The organism is Nonomuraea sp. NPDC049624 (assembly GCF_040675255.1).
Classification (GTDB): Bacteria; Actinomycetota; Actinomycetes; order Streptosporangiales; family Streptosporangiaceae; genus Nonomuraea.
This window is the reverse complement of sequence record NZ_JBFAOR010000017.1, coordinates 145561-163947: the sequence shown is the minus strand read 5'-3', so window position 1 is coordinate 163947 and position 18387 is coordinate 145561. Positions and strand designations below refer to the sequence as shown.

The 18387-nt window shown below is 69.0% G+C and carries 16 protein-coding genes; 4 read left to right on the top strand and 12 right to left on the bottom strand.

Annotated features, from left to right (window positions below; translation table 11 throughout):
• Positions 1 to 339: 339 nt before the first annotated feature.
• The 4 genes from AB0J76_RS45090 to AB0J76_RS45075 form a co-directional block, all read right to left on the bottom strand.
• On the bottom strand, positions 340 to 795 hold the full coding sequence (locus AB0J76_RS45090) for a hypothetical protein (protein WP_352320826.1): 456 nt from the start codon (positions 793 to 795) through the stop codon (positions 340 to 342).
• A 510-nt stretch (positions 796 to 1305) separates the two neighbouring features.
• Complete coding sequence (locus tag AB0J76_RS45085; RefSeq protein WP_352320828.1) at positions 1306 to 1617, bottom strand: MerR family transcriptional regulator; 312 nt, start codon at positions 1615 to 1617, stop codon at positions 1306 to 1308.
• 55 nt (positions 1618 to 1672) lie between these two features.
• Entirely contained in the window at positions 1673 to 2107 is a 435-nt protein-coding gene (locus AB0J76_RS45080; protein WP_352320830.1) for an Hsp20/alpha crystallin family protein, read from the bottom strand.
• A 98-nt stretch (positions 2108 to 2205) separates the two neighbouring features.
• Positions 2206 to 2976 (bottom strand): PhzF family phenazine biosynthesis protein, encoded by a 771-nt coding sequence (locus tag AB0J76_RS45075; protein ID WP_352320832.1) that lies wholly within the window; start codon positions 2974 to 2976, stop codon positions 2206 to 2208.
• Positions 2977 to 3146: 170 nt separating this feature from the next.
• On the opposite strand from AB0J76_RS45075, the gene AB0J76_RS45070 reads away from it, so the two are divergent.
• The gene (locus AB0J76_RS45070) at positions 3147 to 3530 is read left to right on the top strand and encodes a cell division protein SepF (RefSeq protein WP_352320833.1); all 384 of its coding nucleotides are present in this window, start codon (positions 3147 to 3149) and stop codon (positions 3528 to 3530) included.
• 6 nt (positions 3531 to 3536) lie between these two features.
• Here the strand turns inward: AB0J76_RS45070 and AB0J76_RS45065 are convergent, their stop codons facing one another.
• The 5 genes from AB0J76_RS45065 to AB0J76_RS45045 all read right to left on the bottom strand — a co-directional run bounded on the left by AB0J76_RS45065 (position 3537) and on the right by AB0J76_RS45045 (position 10784).
• Complete coding sequence (locus AB0J76_RS45065; RefSeq protein WP_352320835.1) at positions 3537 to 4829, bottom strand: hypothetical protein; 1293 nt, start codon at positions 4827 to 4829, stop codon at positions 3537 to 3539.
• A 162-nt stretch (positions 4830 to 4991) separates the two neighbouring features.
• Entirely contained in the window at positions 4992 to 6719 is a 1728-nt protein-coding gene (argS, locus tag AB0J76_RS45060) for an arginine--tRNA ligase (protein WP_352320836.1), read from the bottom strand.
• Positions 6716 to 9007 (bottom strand): HAD-IC family P-type ATPase, encoded by a 2292-nt coding sequence (locus tag AB0J76_RS45055; protein ID WP_352320838.1) that lies wholly within the window; start codon positions 9005 to 9007, stop codon positions 6716 to 6718. Before AB0J76_RS45055 ends, argS begins: the two co-directional genes overlap by 4 nt.
• 41 nt (positions 9008 to 9048) lie before the next feature.
• Positions 9049 to 10068, bottom strand: a complete 1020-nt coding sequence (gene plsX / locus AB0J76_RS45050) for a phosphate acyltransferase PlsX (RefSeq protein WP_352320840.1) — start codon at positions 10066 to 10068, stop codon at positions 9049 to 9051.
• 155 nt (positions 10069 to 10223) lie between these two features.
• Positions 10224 to 10784, bottom strand: coding sequence for a DUF1707 domain-containing protein (locus tag AB0J76_RS45045; RefSeq protein ID WP_352320842.1), 561 nt, complete (start codon positions 10782 to 10784; stop codon positions 10224 to 10226).
• Between the two features lie 175 nt (positions 10785 to 10959).
• Here AB0J76_RS45045 and AB0J76_RS45040 point away from each other — a divergent pair, with 175 nt between their 5' ends.
• A complete protein-coding gene (locus tag AB0J76_RS45040) occupies positions 10960 to 12276 on the top strand; it encodes a lysine 2,3-aminomutase (protein WP_352320844.1) in 1317 nt (438 codons plus the stop codon).
• Positions 12277 to 12742: 466 nt separating this feature from the next.
• On the top strand, positions 12743 to 13666 hold the full coding sequence (locus AB0J76_RS45035; protein WP_352320846.1) for a hypothetical protein: 924 nt from the start codon (positions 12743 to 12745) through the stop codon (positions 13664 to 13666).
• Positions 13667 to 14177: 511 nt separating this feature from the next.
• Here AB0J76_RS45035 and AB0J76_RS45030 read toward each other — a convergent pair.
• From AB0J76_RS45030 to AB0J76_RS45020, 3 genes are all read right to left on the bottom strand, one after another.
• Entirely contained in the window at positions 14178 to 14333 is a 156-nt protein-coding gene (locus AB0J76_RS45030; protein ID WP_185845322.1) for a hypothetical protein, read from the bottom strand.
• Positions 14334 to 14467: 134 nt separating this feature from the next.
• Positions 14468 to 15334, bottom strand: a complete 867-nt coding sequence (locus AB0J76_RS45025; RefSeq protein WP_352320848.1) for an ABC transporter ATP-binding protein — start codon at positions 15332 to 15334, stop codon at positions 14468 to 14470.
• A complete protein-coding gene (locus AB0J76_RS45020) occupies positions 15327 to 16262 on the bottom strand; it encodes an ABC transporter permease (protein ID WP_352320850.1) in 936 nt (311 codons plus the stop codon). Before AB0J76_RS45020 ends, AB0J76_RS45025 begins: the two co-directional genes overlap by 8 nt.
• A gap of 470 nt (positions 16263 to 16732) precedes the next feature.
• On the opposite strand from AB0J76_RS45020, the gene AB0J76_RS45015 reads away from it, so the two are divergent.
• Entirely contained in the window at positions 16733 to 18367 is a 1635-nt protein-coding gene (locus AB0J76_RS45015) for an ABC transporter substrate-binding protein (protein ID WP_364393482.1), read from the top strand.
• Positions 18368 to 18387 lie beyond the last annotated feature (20 nt).

Below are 18387 nucleotides of genomic sequence, written 5' to 3'. Positions count from 1 at the left end.
AAGTTAAGCTTCTCTGCGCCGATGGTACTGCACTCGGGAGGGTGTGGGAGAGTAGGTCACCGCCGGACAATCTTTCGAAGAAGCCCCACACGGTTTGTGTGGGGCTTCTTCGCGTTCGGGGAGGGTTCCGGCTTCGGCCGGGACCCTTTTCCGCATTTCCGGCGGGGTGTTCCTCTTTCCAGGGTGTTTGTCGCGGGGCGCCGCGGGTGCCCGCACTCAACTGTCCGGAGTGGTGGCGTAGCTGTGTATTCCAGGAGTCCGGCTCTGGGCTGGGGGCATCGAGAGTCCAGCGAGGTTTTGAAGATCCGCTGTTCTGATGCCATGGTGGCTGGCTGGGGGTCAGGGGTGGGTGAAGAGGGTCAGTGTGCAGCTGGAGGCGAGGGCCAGGGTTCGGCCTGTGGGGGAGAAGCCGGCTGTGCGGAGCTCGCAGCCCTCTTCGCGGTGGATGTGCCACCAGGTTGATCCGGCTTCGTCGCGGTAGGGGTCCCCGCCGTTGGAGAGCAGGACGCTTTCGATGGGCCAGTCGGGTGTTACGACATCGATGGACCATCCATGCGTGGTGGTCGTGTGCAGTCCGCCGCCCAGGAGGCCGGAGATTTTGACGGTGGTGCCTGCAAGAGGTCCTATGCCTTGGCAGGTGAGGGTGTAGTCGTCCGGCCAGGCTGGTTCTGGGTCGGGGTCGCGTGCTATGCGTTGGCCGGTGACGCAGTTGAGGACGCCGCGGCCCTGGTGAGAGGTCACGAGGATGAGGTCTTCGCCCGATTCGGGGTACATGGCGAAGCCGACGCCGGTCAAGCCTCCGACCGCTACTGGCGGCAGGGGGCGCCAGGGTGCGGGTGGGGGTTGGAGCGGCGCGGTTCGGAACCGGGCGCGAAGGTGTTCGTGGTGGGGATTCATGACGGGCGAGTCCTGTCGGGGGGTGGGCGGTGGTACGGCAAGGGCGCATCCTACGCCCGACAGGTCGGGATGGCGTTTATGCCTGAGTCGGCGCCGGTGGCGAGGATTCAGGGCGAGCCGGTCACTGAGCCCTGGAGCTCCGGGTGGCCAACCGCCGGAGGACGGGCTCGGGAGCGCCGGGCTCCGGACACCGGGCGCCGGGAGCGCCAAGCGCCAGTCGCCTGAGGGGCCCAGCGCCGGTCGCCTGAGGGCGGGGATCGTTTGTATGTGACGGCCTTGCGGGGTGGGGCAGGCCCGTCGGGATGCTGGGGGCGGGAATTTCGTGGCCGGCGGGCTGGGCGGGACTCTGGAAGGGGGCTTGTCGGGGGAGAGGGCAGGAAGGCCAGCTTGTCCTGGGGGCGGCGGGGGTCAGGTGGCCTCGTCGAGGCGGGTGCGGGCTTCTTTGAGTTGCCGGCGGACGTCGGCGAGTTCGCGTTCGAGTTCCAGGATGCGGCGGATGGCGATCAGGGTCATGCCCTGGTCGGCGAGGTCGGTCACGTGCTGGACGATCAGGATGTCGTTGCGGGAGTAGCGGCGTTGGCCGCCGGATGAGCGGGTCGGGCTGATGACGTCGTGTTCGTCCAGGCGGCGGAGGTAGGCCTGGCGGACCTGGAGCATCTCGGCGACCTGGCCGAGGGAGTAGAGCGGGGCGTGCTCGTCGTCGAAGGGCAGCTCGGGCATCGGGCCTCCTCGGGATTCGGGGGCGGGGCCGGGTTGCCCCGCCCCCGGTGCCGGTTCAGGCCTGGATGGCCTTCGTGTCGTTGCGCCGGATCTCCACCTTGCGCGGCTTGGCGCGTTCGAGGACGGGGATGCGGACGGTGAGCACCCCGTTGGCGTAGCCGGCGTCGATGCGGTCGCTGTCGAGGTGCTCCGACAGGTAGACGCGCCTGGTGAACGTGCCCATCGGACGCTCGCGGACGAACAGGCGTTCGTTCTCGGCGATCTCTTCCTCGCGGCGGGCGCTGACGGTGAGGACGCCCCGGTCGACGGTGACCTCGATGGAGTCCGGGTCGATGCCAGGCAGGTCGAAGCGCAGGACCACGTCGTCGTCGCGGCGGAGGCCGTCCATCGGCATCGTGGCGGCGCTGCCGTTGTCGAAGGTCTGGCGGGCCAGCCGGTTGAACTGGCGCTCGAACTCCTGGAAGAACGGGTCGATCGAAGTCAGCAGCATGGTTCCGAACCTCCTGCTTCTGTCGTAGTAGCTAACCTCCAACTCGATTTGTAGGTTAGAGAGCTGAGCAGAGGGAAGCAAGGAAGGTAAGGAAGTTTTTACCCGGGCGTGAGGAGTGTGCCGGTGAGGATGGTCACGGCATGGCCGGCGAGGTGGACGCGGTCGCCGTCGAGGCGGGTGTGGACCAGGCCGCCTCTGGCGGACAGCTGTGCACCGGTCAGGGTCGTGCGGCCGAGCCGCGCGGACCAGTACGGCGACAGGGCGCAGTGGGCCGAGCCGGTCACCGGATCCTCGGCGACGCCCACTTTGGGAGCGAAGAATCGTGAGACGAAATCCGTGCCGGTGCCGCGGGCGGTGACGATGACGCCGCGCGCCTCCACCGCCGACAGGGCCGGGATGTCGGGGCGCAGAGCGCGTACCGTCTGCTCTGAATCGAGCTCGACCAGCAGGTCCAGGTCGCTTTTCCCGACCTGTACCGGGGTGGCTCCGAGCGCTTTCTCCAGGCCGTCGGGAACCGTGACGGGCGTCACCTGCTTGGCCGGGAAATCCATCGTGATGAGGTCTCCGGCGGCGCGATTCACGGTTAGCGTTCCGCTGGCCGTGCGGAATTCGACGGGGCCGGTGGCGGCGCCGGTCGAATACAGAACGTGAGCGGTCGCCAGCGTGGCATGACCGCAGAGAGTGACCTCGACCACAGGGGTGAACCACCGTAGGGAATCGCCGAGCAGGAAGGCGGTCTCGGAGAGGTTGATCTCGGCGGCTACGCTCTGCATCCACCCATCAGTAACCGGAGAGTCCAGCAGGCAGACACCTGCGGGATTACCCTTGAAAGCTGTGTCGGTGAAGGCGTCTACAGTGAACAGGCGCATGTGGCCGATGCTATACGGGGGGGACGGATATCCAGATGCAAGCGGGTTGCAAGCCGTACAAAATGGAATTAGGGCTGGGCGTGTCGCGTGGCGAATGCGGAATCGTCGGTTACCGTCCAATGTGTAGGGACGTGCCGATTACGGTGAGTTCCTGAGGAAAGGACAAGCCGATGGGGGCAGTGCGCAAGGTGGTGAACTACCTTGGCCTGAGCGGGGTCGATCACTACGACGACGGCTATGACGACGACGAGCACTACGAGGACGAGTACGTTCCGGCGACGGAGCGGGCCGCCCGGCGGTGGCGCGCGAACGTCGACGCGTCGCGCATCGTGATGGTCCAGCCGCTCAAGTACAACGACGCACCGTTGATCGGTCAGCACTTCCGTGACGGGCAGACGGTGATCATGGACGTCACGGGCATGGCGATGCCCGAGGCGACGAGGATGGTCGACTTCGCCGCCGGGCTCGCGTTCGGTTGCGAGGGTCGGATCGAGCGCATCGCCGATCGCGTGTTCCTGCTCGCGCCGGCGCACGTGGAGATCGAGACGACCTGATCGGGTCTAAGCAGCGCGCGGGCCGCGACGAATCAGCCGGGTGAGCTCGGCTGCATCGTCAGCGGCCTGTTTCGCACGTGCGTCCGCTTCTCTGGCGTAGGCGTGCAGGGCCCAGACGGCGCCCTCGGCCAGCTCCTTCAGCTCGTTGACCTGGGCGGCCACGTAACGGGCGTCGGCGACGATCGTCTTGTGGCGCTGCCAGAGCTGCCAGCCGCCCAGCCCGAGCATGGCCACCCCGGCGGCGGCCAGCAGGAGCGAGGCGCTGAACGTCGCTCCGGCCAGGCACGCGACCCCCGCCACGATCAGCACGAACGCGGCCCACGGCCGGCCGCGCGGCACGACGCCCTCGGTGAGGATGGCGTGCTCCGCCGTGGCGATCGAGGTCTCGTCGGGGCCTTCGGGGCGCAGGTGGATGCGGTGGCCGAGCAGCGGGACGGTCAGCGTGGCGGGCGGCGTAAGCCGGCTGTCGGCTTCGAGCTCCTCGGCCAGGCCGCGCAGGATGGGCGCGGCGACGTGCAGGGCGATGGCGGCCAGGTGCGGGTCGGCGCCGGGACGCAGGTCGTCAAGCAGGTGGGAGATCAGCGAGGCCATCGGGCCGGCGGGGCCGCCCTGCCCGATCTGGGCGCGCAGGACCGCCAGCGGCTCGTCCTCGGCCCAGGACGCGGCCGGGCTGGCCGAGCTGTTGCTGAGCGGGGCGGCGGAGTCGTGGTCGGCCTGCCGGGCCGAGGTGATCTCGGCGCAGCGGCCGCGCAGCCTGGCCAGGCGGGCGGCCGCGACCGCCGGACGGGCCAGGTCGGGGATTTCGGCCATCTCCGGGAAGTCGGCCAGCGACGGCGGCACGACGACCGCGGGCTCGCCGGGCACCAGCGCCTGCACCCACTCCTCGACGTCGGCGTGCTCCTGGACGGCCAGCGCGTCGAGCTTGCGCAGCACGAAGATCTTGCCGGCCGGGCCGTAGGCGCCGCGGGCGGCGGCCAGCCAGAGCGAGCGCTGGCCGTGGGTGACGGGACGGTCGAGCGACAGCTCGCCGAAGGCCGTGCCGAGCCAGGAGGCGTGGATGCGGCTGCCCTGCCCGGACACCGCCAGGGCCAGGCACAGGAAGAGCGCGGTCTGCTGCTGGTCGCGGCCGGCGGCCCTGCTCAGTGGTTCGAGCGGGTCGTCGCCGGCGAGGATGGCGACCAGTGCTTCGACGGCAGGAGGCAGCCAGTGGCCGGGTATGTCGCGAAAGCCCGGAGCGGCGGGAGGAGCGGTGCCATTGGCGGCGAGGTGCGCCAGCAGCGCCTCGGCGTAGCGTTGCAACTCCGTCGCTGCTTGGGGGCTCGCAGTCAGGTCCGTGCTCAAGGCAGAGAACTCCCCCATTTCGGCCTCAGTTCATGACCGCGTAAAGCCTAGCCGTTAGGGCGCGCCAACCCGGTGGAGGCGCGCCCATGACGGAACGGGAGACTTTGAGCCAACTGCCTGTTACATGCGGTCGGGGACGGGGACGCCCAGAAGGTCGAGGCCGGTTTCGAGCACGCGCAGGGTCAGCGCGCACAGGGCCAGCCGCGAGGCGCGGGTCTCGGGCTCGACGTCGGACCGCAGCACCGGGCACTGCTCGTAGAACGTGCTGAACAGGCTCGACGTCTCGAAGAGGAAGTTGCACAGCCGGTGGGGCTCGGAGCGGGCGGTGACCTCTTCGATGAGCGTGCCGAAGCCGAGCAGGTGCAGGGCCAGGGCACGCTCGGCGGGCTCGGCCAGCAGGATCGGGGACGTGGCGGCCGCCGGCTCCATGTCCGCCTTGCGGAAGATGGACCGGATGCGGGCGGTGGCGTACTGCATGTAGGGGCCGGTGTTGCCGGTGAAGCCCAGCATGCGGTCGTAGTCGAAGACGTATTCGCTGTCGTGGCTGACCGACAGGTCGGCGTACTTCACGGCGCCCATGCCGACGGCCAGGGCGATCTCGTTGCGGGTGGCCTCGTCGTAGCCGCGTTCGGCGATGGCCGCCGAGGCCCGGTCGACGCCTTCCTGGAGCAGGTCCATCAGCTTGATGGACTCGCCCGACCTGGTCTTGAAGCGGCGGCCGTCCTTGCCGAGCATCATGCCGATCTGGACGTGTTCGGCCGAGACGGTGTCGGGCAGCCAGCCGGCCATCTGCGCGGAGGCGAAGACCATGCGGAAGTGGAGTGCCTGGTCGGCGCCCACCACGTAGAGGATGCGGTCGGCCTTCAGGTCGTGGACGCGGTAGCGGATCGCCGCCATGTCGGTGGAGGCGTAGCCGTAGCCGCCGTCGCTCTTCCTGATGATGAGCGGCAGGGGCTTGTCGTCGGAGCCGGTGAAGCCGGGCGGGAACAGGCAGAGCGCGCCCTCGCTGTGGACGGCCACGCCCGACGCCTCGAGGTCGGCGCAGGTCTTCTCCAGCATGGGGTTGTACATGCTCTCGCCCGCGAGGTCGGCGTCGGTCAGCGTGACGCCGAGCAGGGAGTAGACCTTGTTGAAGTAGCGGACGGTGGCGTCCATGAAGACGTGCCACAGGCGCATGGTGGCCGGGTCGCCCGACTGGAGGGTGGTGACCCGGACCCGGGCGCGCTGCTTGAAGCCTTCGTCGGCGTCGAACTTGGCCCGCGCCGCCTGGTAGAACTCGGTGCCCATGCCCGCTTCGAGCTGGGCGACCGCGGCCGGCTCGCCGATGTCGAGCAGGTGCTCGATGAGCATGCCGAACGGGGTGCCCCAGTCGCCGAGGTGGTTCTGCCTGATCACCTTGTTGCCGAGGTGTTCGTGCAGGCGGGCCAGGGAGTCGCCGACGATGGTGGTGCGCAGGTGGCCGACGTGCATCTCCTTGGCCGCGTTGGGCGCGGAGTAGTCGATCACGATGGTCTGCGCGGGCGTGCTGGTGCCGACGCCCAGGCGCTGGTCGTCGCGCATGCCCGCGGCCTGGGACTCGATCCAGGAGTCGGCGAGCGTGATGTTGAGGAAGCCGGGGCCGCTGACCTCGACCGTGCCGGGGAAGTCGGACAGCTCGGCCTTGATCGCCTCGGCGACCTCCCGCGGGGACCGTCGCAGGCGCTTGGCCAGGCTCATCGCGACGTTCGCCTGGAAGTCGGCGAACTGGGAGGGCCGGATCAGCGGGTCTGCGTCGGCGTGCTCGGCGCCGAACGCGTTGGCCAGCGCCTGCTGGACGCGCTCGGTGAGCACTATCTGCGGGTCGGTCATGTTCTAAGGGTACCGGCGACCTTGACCGCGATGCTGATCGCCGCAGCGGCCACCAGGGAGATGCCGACGGCGGTCAGGTCGTTGCTGAGGTCGCCGGGCGCGAGGGCGAAGAAGCGCCTGACGGGCGGCAGCGACAGGGCGAGCGCGAAGAGCCCCGCCATGGACGCCAGCAGCGTGATCCGCCACCAGTTGAGCGGCCTGGTGATCAGCACGAGCACCCACCACGTGGTGAGGAAGAGGGTGATCACCGCGGACGTCTGGTCCTCGGTCAGGGTGGAGGTGCCGCTGTGCGCGGCCCAGAACGACAGCAGCACCGCGATCGCGCACAAGACCCCCGCCGGCACGGCGAAGCGCAGCACCCGCCGGACGAACCCCGGCCGCGCCCGTTCGACCGTGGGCGCGAGCGCCAGGAAGAACGCCGGGATGCCGATGGTCAGCGCGTTGGTGAGGGTGGAGTGGCGGGGCGCGAACGGGAACATCACCCCGGCCACGCCGACAGCCAGCGACAACACGATCGCGTAGAAGGTCTTGGTGAGGAAGAGGTTGGCGACGCGTTCGATGTTGGCCAGCACCCGGCGGCCCTCGCCGACGACGTGCGGCAGCGTGGCGAACTTGTCGTCCAGCAGCACCACCTGGGCCACCGCCTTGGTGGCCGGGCTGCCCGCGCCCATGGCGATGCCGAGGTCGGCGTCCTTGAGCGCGAGGACGTCGTTGACGCCGTCGCCGGTCATGGCCACGGTGTGCCCGCGGGCCTGCAGCGCGCCGACGAACTGCCGTTTCTGCTGCGGGCTGACCCGGCCGAACACGGTGTGGGAGTCGAGCAGTTCGCCGAGTTTGTCGGGGTCGTCCTGGGGGAGCGTCCTGGCGTCGACGGAACGGTCGCCGCCGGGGATCTTCAGGCTCATGGCGATGGCGGAGACCGCCTCCGGGTTGTCGCCGGAGATGACCTTGACCGTGACGCCCTGCTTGGCGAAGTAGCCGAGGGTCTTGAGCGCGTCGGGCCTGATCCGCTGCCTGAGGGTGACCAGCGCGACGGGCTCGACGGGCCCGCCGTCCTGGGCGGCCCGCAGGTCGGGCGTGCGGCACAGGACGAGCACGCGGGTGCCCGTGGCGGCCAGTTCGGCGGCCTTGTCGTAGCCGTCGCCGTCGTGCAGCAGCACGTCGGGGGCGCCCAGCAGCCAGGCGCCGTGCCCGCCGAAGTCGGCGCCGCTCCACTTGCGGGCCGAGGAGAAGGGCACGGACGAGGCCGCCGACCAGCCGTCGGCGGGGGCGGGGTAGCGGGCCCTGATGGCCTGGGCGGTCGCGTTGGGACGGGCGTCGAGGTGGGCCAGGGCGGCCAGCGCGGGCTCGACCGGCTGGTCGTCGCGCAGCGGGAGCACCTGGTCGAGGTCCATGCCGCCGGCGGTGAGGGTGCCGGTCTTGTCCAGGCAGAGCACGTCGACCCTGGCCAGCCCCTCGATCGCGGGCAGCTCCTGGACCAGGCACTTGCGCCGGCCGAGGCGGATGACGCCGACGGCGAACGCGATCGAGGTCATCAGCACCAGGCCCTCGGGGATCATGGTGACGATGCCGGCGACCGCGCCGGTGATGGCGGTGGAGAAGTCGGCGGAGTTGTGCAGCTGGCTGTAGATCAGCAGGGCGCCGATCGGCACGACCAGCCAGGTGATGTACTTGATGAAGTTCGCCACGCCCTCGCGCAGCTCGGAGTGGGCGAGGTGGAACTTGCTGGCCTCCTCCGCCAGCCGCACGGCGTAGGCGTCGGTGCCGACGCGGGTGGCGACGTACGCGCCGGAGCCGGCGACCGCGAAGCTGCCCGACAACACCTGGTCGCCGGGCTTCTTGTGCACCGGGTCGGCCTCGCCGGTCAGCAGCGACTCGTCGACCTCCAGGCCGTCGGAGCCGACGACCTCGCCGTCGACCAGCAGGCGGTCGCCGGAGCCGAGCAGCACCAGGTCGCCGAGGACCACCCGGTGCGGCTCGACCTGCTGCTCACGGCCGTCGCGGCGGACGCGGACCGGGGCCTCGTTGATCACGGCGAGCTTGTCGAGGGTGCGCTTGGCGCGCAGCTCCTGGACGATGCCGATCAGCGCGTTGGCCACGATCACCAGGCCGAACAGGCCGTCCTGCCACTCGCCGAAGATCAGGATCAGCGCCCAGAGCACGCCGATGACCAGGTTGAACAGGGTGAACACGTTCGCCCTGATGATCGCGCTGAGCGATCTGCTCGACCGCCGCGGCACCTCGTTGGTCTTCGCCTCCGCGACCTGTGCTGAGGTGAGGCCGTCCACATACCCCCCGTTTCTGTGGATCGGTCTCACACACTACGGCGTCACCAGAGTCGGTGTGAGCGATGTGCGGCGGCGATCCGGTCGCCGATCCTGGCGACGATGCCACCCGCGGAGAGGTCGGCGGCGACCTGGCAGGCGGCGCTGATCGCGGGCGCCCTGGAGGAGCCGTGGGCGATCACCACCGTCCCGTTCAGCCCGAGCAGGACGGCGCCGCCGTGGGCCTCGGCGTCGAGGCGTCTGCGCAGCTCGCGCAGGCGGCCGCGTTGCATGAGCGCGCCGAACTTGGCGATCCTGCTCTCGCCGATGGTCTCGGCCAGCTCGCCGAACGCGTACCGGACCGCGCCTTCCATGGTCTTGAGCGCGACGTTGCCGGTGAAGCCGTCCGTGGTGACGACGTCGACCTTGCCGGTGAGCAGGTCGTGGCCCTCGACGTTGCCGGTGAAGCGGATGCCGGGGGAGGACTGCAGCAGTTCGTGGGCGCGTTTGACGAGCTTGTTGCCCTTCTCCGCCTCGCTGCCGATGGTGAGCAGGCCGATCCTGGGCTCGGGGATGTCGTAGGCCAGCTCGGCGTAGGCCGCGCCGAGGTGGGCGAACTGCAGCAGCATCTCCGGTTTGACCTCGGCGTTGGCGCCGGCGTCCACCAGGAGGGTGGGGGTGGGGAGCGTCGGGAGCGCCACGGCGATGGCCGGTCGCAGGACGCCCTGCTGGGCCTTGAGCCGGAGCCTGCCGGTGGCGACGATGCCCGCGGTCGAGCCGGCCGACACCACGGCCGAGGCGTCGCCGCGGCGGACGAGGTGGCAGGCGATGGCGATGCTGGACCGCGGGCGGCGCAGGCTGGCCAGGGCGCCTTCGTCCATGGCCAGGGCCTCTTCCGCCCTGACGATCGGGACCTCTTTGGTGGCGTCGTGGTCGGCCAGGGCCTCGTACAGGATGCGGGGTGAACCGACGAGCACGATGGGCAGCTTGCGCTCGCGGACGGCGTGGACCGCGCCGGCCACGATCTCGTGGGGAGCGTGGTCGCCGCCCATGGCGTCGAGCGCGACGGGCCTGCTGTCGGACAATGGTCACCTCGTGGGACAGACGAGCCCGCCGTCGCCCGGCCGGGCCGGTACGCGGGCTCGTGTATGTCCGCATCGTAGGCAGGCCGGACGTCAGGTCGACCGGCGGGTGGACCTCCCTGCTTCCCCGGCGCGGCGGTCCCAGTCGCGAGGGGCCGTCAGTGGAGGTTCCAGTCGTCGAGGCCGCGGGTCACGATGACCTTGGAGAACTTCGACGAGCCGGTGACCCGGATCAGCGGGCCGTCGCCCGCCGAGCCGCCGCTGACGTTGCGCTTGCCGAAGATCGAGCTGCCCTCGTCGATCACGTGGGCGTTCTCCGGCACCCGGACGATCATCTTGCTGAACCTCGCGTCGGTCTCGATGGTGATCTCCCGGCCGGGGAGCACGGCGTCGGACAGGTCGATGACGAGGGCGCCGAAGCGGGCCGACAGCTTGGTGCGCCGGGACGCGACCCAGCGCCCCTTGCGCACGATCTTGCTGAACTTCGAGCTGATCACCTGGTGCTCGATGGCCTCGGGCAGGGCGGACGGGGCGGACACCTGGGGCAGGTCCCGGGTGAGGGGGACGAGTTCGCCGATCGTCTTCGCCGTGTAGGCGATCTCCAGACGGTCGGCGTGCTCGACGCTGGTGAGTCTTCCGGTGGCGAGCGCGTCGCCCAGCAGGGCTGCGACGCGGTCGCGGTCGGCGTCGGAGGCGCGCAGATCGAGATCCTCGGTCACGATGAATCAGTGTATGTCGAATCGCGATATGTCGCGAGTGTCAAACCTGCAAGGAAACTTGGAGCCCAGTGGAACCGGGGACGCGGCGCGTCGCGTCCGGATATTAAGAACCGTAGACGCGCGACTGGGTCGTGAGGTTTACACGCGATCGAACAAAAAAGATGGGAAAGGCCTAGTGATCTTGAACCAGGCAGGTACCCGACGCTTCAAGGCGTACACGTCCAAGCACCTCGACGAGCTCCTGCGACGGGCGGGGCTGGACGACGAGGAGCGGCTGAGGGTCCGCGCCGTGGCCACGGTGCTGCCCTTCCGGACGAACGCCTATGTCGTGGATGAACTCATAGATTGGTCGGCGGCGCCCGACGATCCCATCTACCGCCTCGTCTTCCCGCAGGAGGACATGCTTCCCGCCGCGGACGTGGCCAGGCTGGCCGACCTGCTCAAGGCCGAGGCGCCCAACAGCGAGGTCCAGGCCGAGGCCAACCGCGTACGCGCGCAGCTCAACCCGCATCCCGCCGGGCAGAAGGAGCTCAACGTCCCGAGGATGGACGACGAGCCGGTGCCCGGCATGCAGCACAAATATCCAGAGACAGTGCTCATCTTCCCTAAACAGGGGCAGACCTGCCACGCCTACTGCACGTACTGCTTCCGGTGGGCGCAGTTCATCGGGGACGCGGACCTGAAGTTCGCCTCCGACGACGTCGACCGGATGGTGTCCTACATCCGCCACCACCCCGAGGTCACCAGCGTCCTGATCACCGGCGGCGACGCCATGATCATGGGTGAGCCGGTCATCCGGCGGTACATCGAGCCGCTGCTCGGCCTCGACCAGCTCGAATCGATCCGCATCGGCACCAAGGCGCTGGCCTACTGGCCGCAGCGCTTCACCACCGACCCCGACGCCGACGCCACGCTCGGCCTGTTCCAGGAGGTGGTGAAGGCCGGCAAGAACCTGGCGTTCATGGCCCACTTCTCGCATCCGCGGGAGCTGGACTCGCCGCTGGTGGAGTCGGCGGTCGAACGCATCCTCGGCAGCGGGGCGACGATCAGGACTCAAGCGCCGCTCATCAGGTCCATCAACGACGATCCGGCCGTGTGGTCGTCGATGTGGCGGCGGCAGCTGCGGATGGGGCTGATTCCCTATTACATGTTCGTCGAGCGTGACACCGGGCCGCAGGACTACTTCGCGGTCCCGCTGGCCCGTGCGTACGAGATCTTCAGGGACGCCTACTCGACCGTCTCCGGGCTCTGCCGTACGGTCCGGGGGCCGTCCATGTCGGCCACGCCGGGCAAGGTGTGCGTGGACGGCGTGACCGAGATCGCCGGTGAGCGCGTCTTCGTGCTCCACCTCATCCAGGCCCGCGACCCCGAGCTGGTCGGGCGGCCGTTCTTCGCCCGGTACGACCCGTCGGCGGTCTGGCTGACGGATCTGCGGCCGGCCTTCGCCGAGCGTTTTCCGTTCGAGCCGGCCGACGCGTTGCTGCCCATCTGAGTGGTCGCGTTCTCGCACCACCGCCACTGAATTGTGCGCCCCCGGCCCGGGACATTTGTTAATGCGACCACTTGTTCGCGGGCCGTGCGGGCGCACGTCGGCGGCGCGGGGCCTGATGGCGATCGGGTCCGCGCGGAATCGAAATCAAAACCGGGGTATTTCCCGTTTTGTCTCTCCGCTCAACGCTCCCCCTTTACTCGGTAACCGGCCTGCAAACCCTGCTACATGGGCTTTCCGGCCGCCTGCGGGCGATCACCGTCAGTGATACAACTGCTTCCGTAGCTCAGCCGTGACAGCACGCTTCGTGTGGTGCCCATAGCGTGTGCGCCACGGCATTCGGGGGTTATCGATTCGCATTTCCACCGCATTCGAGAGCGATCGATCACGAGCCGGGAAGGCAATCATGAATCGAGTAGTCAAGGCGGCCGTTGCCGTCACAGCATTCGGCTTGGCGGCGGCTTTGGCCGTGCCAGCTCAAGCAGAAGTTCAATTCACTCACACCGCCAAGATCGTCCCGCTGGACGGCCTGGGCGGGGGCACCAGCGGAGGCCCGCTCGACCTGCTCGGCGGGCTGCTCGGCGGCGGGCTGCTCAGCAGCCTGGGCGGCGGCCTCGGCGGCCTGACCGGGGCCAACAAGGCCAAGGCGGCGGACGCCGCCGGCGAGGCCAGGGCACGCGACATCGCCGACGAGAACCGGCGCGCCAGCCTGGCGATGACGCCCAACGCGGCCGAGGACGTCACCCAGGCGAGCGGCCCGCTGCCCGAGCTGTCGCCCATCCTCAGCGGCGGCGCGGTCGGCGGCGGCGGCCGGGGCCTGGCCAAGTCGCTGCCGCTGCTCGGCGGCGCCCGCATGGCGCAGCCGCTGGTCAAGGGCGCGCCCCAGAGCAACGGCGGGCTCACCGGCACCAGCGCCCCGCTGCGCGGCGCCATGGACACGATGACCGCCCTGGCCGGGGCCTCGGTCGGCGGCGCGATGGGCAAGGTGGGCGGCGGCGCGCTGCTGCCCGGCACGGGCTCCGGCACGGCCGGCACCGCCACCACGAGCATGACGGGCGCCACCAAGGGCCTGCGCGACCTGTCCATGGAGTCCGGGATGGGCGGGCTCACCCGCGCCGCCAGGATGGCCCTGCCGCACGCGTCCGGCGGCGAGCTGGCCCCGATGGTCGGGCAGGTCGCCCCCGTCGAGGCCGCGCCGATCGCCGAGGCGCTGCCGGGCACCACCAGGACCGCCTCCGTCGACGAGATCACCCCGCTCATGCAGGACACCGCGGGCCTCGTCTCGGCCAACGGCTCCAAGGCCGCCGGCTCCTACAGCGACATGGTCTCCGCCCTCGGCTGGAGCAGCGACGCGCTGACGAGCTCGGTGCGGGGCTCCTGGGTTCGCGACTGAGGCGAGCGCGGCGCGTCCCGGACGTGCCGCGGACGTGACCCGCGCGGGCGCGTCCCGGACATGACGTGACGACGCGCGCACGCGGCCCCGCCGAGGGCTGTGCGACGGTTCGCCGGCGTCCCAGGTGCCGACGCTCGCGAACCGGCCGTGACGGCCGTGCGGTGGCCCGCGTTCAGGTGCCAGGTTGTTCCCGCGACGGCGGGTTCCCGCTCTCCCCGGCGTCGGTGGACGCCCGCGGAACGACGGGGGCGTCGTCGCACCGACAGGACAGGCCGATGGTGTGCGCTCACAAGGTGCCGAGCGCCCCGGCGGCACTGCCGCGCGTCGGTCGCGGGTCCGCCGCTCGGGCGGACGGGCCCGCCACGGGTCTGGGCGGATGCGCTCCGGCCCGGGGGTTCGCACCCGCGTGCCGCCGCTGACTGCAGGGCAGCGGCGCCGCGCCGAGCCCGCCGCCGGCCCCGTCACGGGGTCGGCGGCCTTGTCTTGTCCCCCCTCGTACGGCGCCGGGCCGCTAGGGCAGCCGGACGCCGGTGCGTCGGGCTATCTGGGCCTGCAACCGGGCCATCTGCCAGTGAAGCTCCAGCAGCTGCTCGGCGAGCTGCATCCTGGGGATCTCGGCCACGTCTTCGATGGCCAGGTGGTCGATCGCGGCCGAAAGCTCTCCCATCGCGCGCCCCCACTCCATCAGCGTTCCTTGGATCGAATCCGCGTTCGAATACTATCGGAACGGCAGTCACGCTGTCAGTGTTTCGGCGCGCGAGTCACCCACGTTTCGCGCAGGTGATCGAAAAGTGGGCGTGTTCAGCCCTTGTTGTAGGCGGCGATGACTTCCTTGGGGTCGCCGTCCATCCGGATCTTGCCCTTGTGCAGCCAGATGACCCGGTTGCAGGTCTCCTCGATGACCTTGAGGTCGTGGGCGACCAGGAAGACCGTGCCGGCGGACTCGCGGATCTGCCGGATGCGGGCCTCGCTCTTCTTACGGAACTCGCGGTCGCCCGTGGCCAGGGCCTCGTCGATGAGCAGGACGTCGTGGGTCTTGGCCGAGGAGATGGCGAAGCGCAGCCGCGCGCCCATGCCCGACGAGTACGTGGACATGGGCAGCTGGACGAACTCGTCGATGCCGGAGAAGTCGACGATCTCCTGGTACTTCTCCTTGACCTCCGCCGGCGTCATGCCCATGGCGTAACAGCCGAGGACGATGTTGCGCTCGCCGGTCAGCTCGCGCATGAGCGCGGCGTTGACGCCGAGCAGGGAGGGCTGCCCGTCGGTGTAGACGGCGCCCTCGTGCGGCGGGAGCAGGCCGGCGATGGCGCGCAGCAACGTGGACTTGCCCGACCCGTTGCGCCCCACGATGCCGATGGCGTCGCCGTGGTAGGCCACGAAGGTCACGCCCTTGACGGCGTGGACCTCCTTCATCTGCGGTCGGCCCTGGCGCTTCAGCAGGCGCGTGAGGGCGTTGACCGCGTTGCCCTTCTCGTTGTCGGTGGCCGTGCCGTAGACGCGGTAGACGATGTGCAGGTCGTCGACGATGACGGTCGGGGTGCCCGTGGGAACGTCGAGCGGACTCTTGCCCCGGGGCTCCGGGTTGGGGTGCACCCTCACGTCCTTGCCAGGGACGCCGGGCTCCTCGCCCTTCACCTGTGACAGCTCCTCGGTCAGTTCAGCCACGCCCGTACCTCTCCTCGGACCGCCAGAAGTACCAGAAGCCGAAGCCGAGTGAGAACACTGCCCAGAATACGCAAGACACCCACACCATGGTCGGGGGGTAGTGTCCGTTCTGCGGGTGGTAGCTCTTGATCAGGATGTCGCGCATCCACTCGATGTAGGAAGCCGTCGGGTTCAGGTACATCACGTCGGCGACCCACTGCGGCAGCTTCGCGGACCCGACCACCTTGTCCTGGATCGAGAAGAAGACGCCCGAGGCGTAGAGCCAGGTGCGGGTGATGAACGGCAGCAACTGGTTGAGGTCGCGCATCTGGGCGCCCATCCGGGCGATCACCAGGCTGGCCCCGATGTTGAACATCGTCTGGAGCGCCAGCACCACCGGGATCATGAGCCAGAACCAGGTGGGCCACTCGCCGGTGGCCGTCACGATGACCAGGAGCACGCCCATGGAGATGGCGAGCTGTTGCAGCTCCTGGATCGTGTACGCCAGCGGGAGCGAGGCGCGCGGGAAGTGCAGGGCGCGGATCATCGACAGGTTGCCGGAGATCGACTTGGCGCCCGCCGTGACCACGCGCTGGGTGTAGGTGAAGACGAACATCCCGGTCAGCAGGAAGGCCGGGTAGTTCTCGATGCCGCCCCGGCCGCCCAGGATGACGCCGAACATCACGTAGTAGATGCCCGCGTTGAGGAGGGGGGTCAGCACCTGCCACAGCTGGCCCAGGGCCGAGCTGGAGTACTTCGAGACGTTGCGGGACGTCGCGTACGTCAGGATGAAGTGTCGCCGCTCCCAGAGCTGGCGCAGATAGACAGGGAACCTCGGCCGCGCGATGGCACGGCGAAGTCCGTATCTCTCGGCGAGCTTGGCCAGCGGCTCCTGCCCGCTTCGGCCGCCCGCCTGGGCGTCCGCGACAGCGGATTCCGGCTGGCTCATGGCTAGGACTCTATTGGATCCAGGTCGGTGGGGTGCCTGCCGCGAGGGACGCGGCAGATGCTTGGACGGAGTCTTGGGGCGCCAGGTTCCAAGGTGCCGTCAAGACTCGCTCAACCGTAGCCCAGCGAGGCGGGCCATGGCGGGAAGGGCGCGACCACGGTCCTGTAGGGGGTAATTTTCATCCGCCGTTCACGTCGAGGCTTGACCTGTTTGAGCATCCCTGGGGTGTTTGTAGAGTTATAGGAAGAATGTCTGTGACGCTGGATTGGCGCACGTGTGACCGAACTGCAACGCGCCAGAGACTCGCTGGTGGCAAGTAGTAAGGGATAGTCGCGATCGACTGGCAGGGCGTCGGCTGGTTTGACCATGTCAGCCAAATCCGGGGGATACCAGGAACCCCCCGTCAGGCTGCTTACCATCACCGCAGCTCAGCGCTGTCGCCCACCTGTAGAGGGAGGATTTTTTTCACCATGCGTGTTACTAAGGGCGCACAGATCGTCGCCGGTACCGCGCTGCTCGCCCTCGCGGTTGCCGCGTGTGGCGGCGGTGCCTCGGACGGCGGCACTGCCGCGGGCGGCGGCGAAACGCCGGTCCGCATGGAGATCGGTGAGCCTCAGGAGCTCCTCAACCCGCTGAACACCACCGAGACCGAGGGCTCCGAAGTCCTCGCCGCGGTGTTCTCGCCGCTCGTCAAGTACGACGAGAACAAGCAGCCGGTTGAAGAGGCCGCTGAGTCGATCACCACCCAGGACAGCAAGGTCTGGACGATCAAGCTCAAGTCCGGCTACACCTGGCACGACGGCAAGCCGGTCACCGCGGCTGACTACGCGCGGGCCTGGAACTATGGCGCCAACCAGGACAACGCCATGAGCTCCTCCGCCTTCTTCTCCCGCATCGACGGCTTCGCCGACGTCCACCCGGGCGAGGGCAAGACGCCGACGGCCAAGGAGATGAAGGGCCTCAAGGCTGTCGACGACAGCACCCTCGAGGTGACGCTGTCCGCACCGTTCTCGCAGTTCAAGACGATGCTCGGGTACACCGCCTTCTACCCGCTGCCGGCCTCCGCGCTCGGCGCCGACGGCAAGGTGACCCAGGCCTACGGCGAGCAGCCGATCGGCCAGGGCCTGTTCAAGGTCGACAAGCCCTACAAGAAGGGCGGCGCGCAGACCATCGACATGACGGTCTACGACAAGTTCCCCGGCCCCAAGCCGAAGAACTGGACCAAGCTGCAGTTCAAGATCTACAGCTCGGCCGAGACCGCCTTCCAGGACCTCCAGGCCGAGAACCTGGACGTGGACGACTCGCTGCCCGCCTCGGCGATCGCGACCGCCAAGTCCGTCCTCGGCGACCGCTACTTCGACGAGCCCGACGCCTCCGTCGGCTACATCGGCGTCCCGCTGAAGTACAACCCCGAGTTCAAGAACCCGGACGTGCGCAAGGCCATCTCCATGGCCATCGACCGCAAGACCATCACCGAGACGGTCTTCGCGGGCACCCGCGCCCCGGCCGACGACTTCATCAACCCGGCCATCCCCGGTTACCGTCAGGGCGCCTGCACGGCCTGCACGTACAACCCGGCCGAGGCGAAGAAGCTCTACGCCGACGCCAAGGGCCCGGCCAAGCTGGAGCTCGGCTACAACGGCGACGGCGGCCACAAGGAGTGGATCGAGGCCGTCGCCAACAACCTCCGCGCCAACCTGGGCATCGAGGTCACGCCGAAGCCGTTCGAGAACTTCAAGGCCATCCTGGACGACCTGGACGCCAAGAAGTACAAGGGCCTGTTCCGCATGGGCTGGTCGATCGACTACCCGTCGGCCGAGAACTACCTGACGCCGATCTTCGGCACCCAGGCCATCTCGACCGGCTCGAACTACGGCGGCTACGAGAACAAGGAATTCGACGAGATCGTCGCCAAGGGTGACCAGGCCGCCGACGCTGCCGAGGGCCTCAAGCTCTACCAGCAGGCCGACGACATCCTGATCAAGGACATGCCGTACATCCCGGTGTACTTCTACCGGAGCAACTTCGGACACTCCCCCAAGGTCAAGGGCGTCAAGCTGAACCTGCTCAACCAGGTTCAGTGGGCCGACATCGAGAAGGCCTGACGTCATTCGCCGGGCGGACG

Bases quoted from the DNA above. Each gene is read 5' to 3' on its own strand.
- AB0J76_RS45070 (WP_352320833.1), top strand. From the start codon at position 3,147: ATGGGGGCAGTGCGCAAGGTGGTGAACTACCTTGGCCTGAGCGGGGTC.
- AB0J76_RS45030 (WP_185845322.1), bottom strand. From the start codon at position 14,333: ATGGGAGAGCTTTCGGCCGCGATCGACCACCTGGCCATCGAAGACGTG.
- AB0J76_RS45075 (WP_352320832.1), bottom strand. From the start codon at position 2,976: ATGCGCCTGTTCACTGTAGACGCCTTCACCGACACAGCTTTCAAGGGT.
- AB0J76_RS45020 (WP_352320850.1), bottom strand. From the start codon at position 16,262: ATGAGCCAGCCGGAATCCGCTGTCGCGGACGCCCAGGCGGGCGGCCGA.
- AB0J76_RS45080 (WP_352320830.1), bottom strand. From the start codon at position 2,107: ATGCTGCTGACTTCGATCGACCCGTTCTTCCAGGAGTTCGAGCGCCAG.
- AB0J76_RS45015 (WP_364393482.1), top strand. From the start codon at position 16,733: ATGCGTGTTACTAAGGGCGCACAGATCGTCGCCGGTACCGCGCTGCTC.
- argS (WP_352320836.1), bottom strand. From the start codon at position 6,719: ATGACCGACCCGCAGATAGTGCTCACCGAGCGCGTCCAGCAGGCGCTG.
- AB0J76_RS45085 (WP_352320828.1), bottom strand. From the start codon at position 1,617: ATGCCCGAGCTGCCCTTCGACGACGAGCACGCCCCGCTCTACTCCCTC.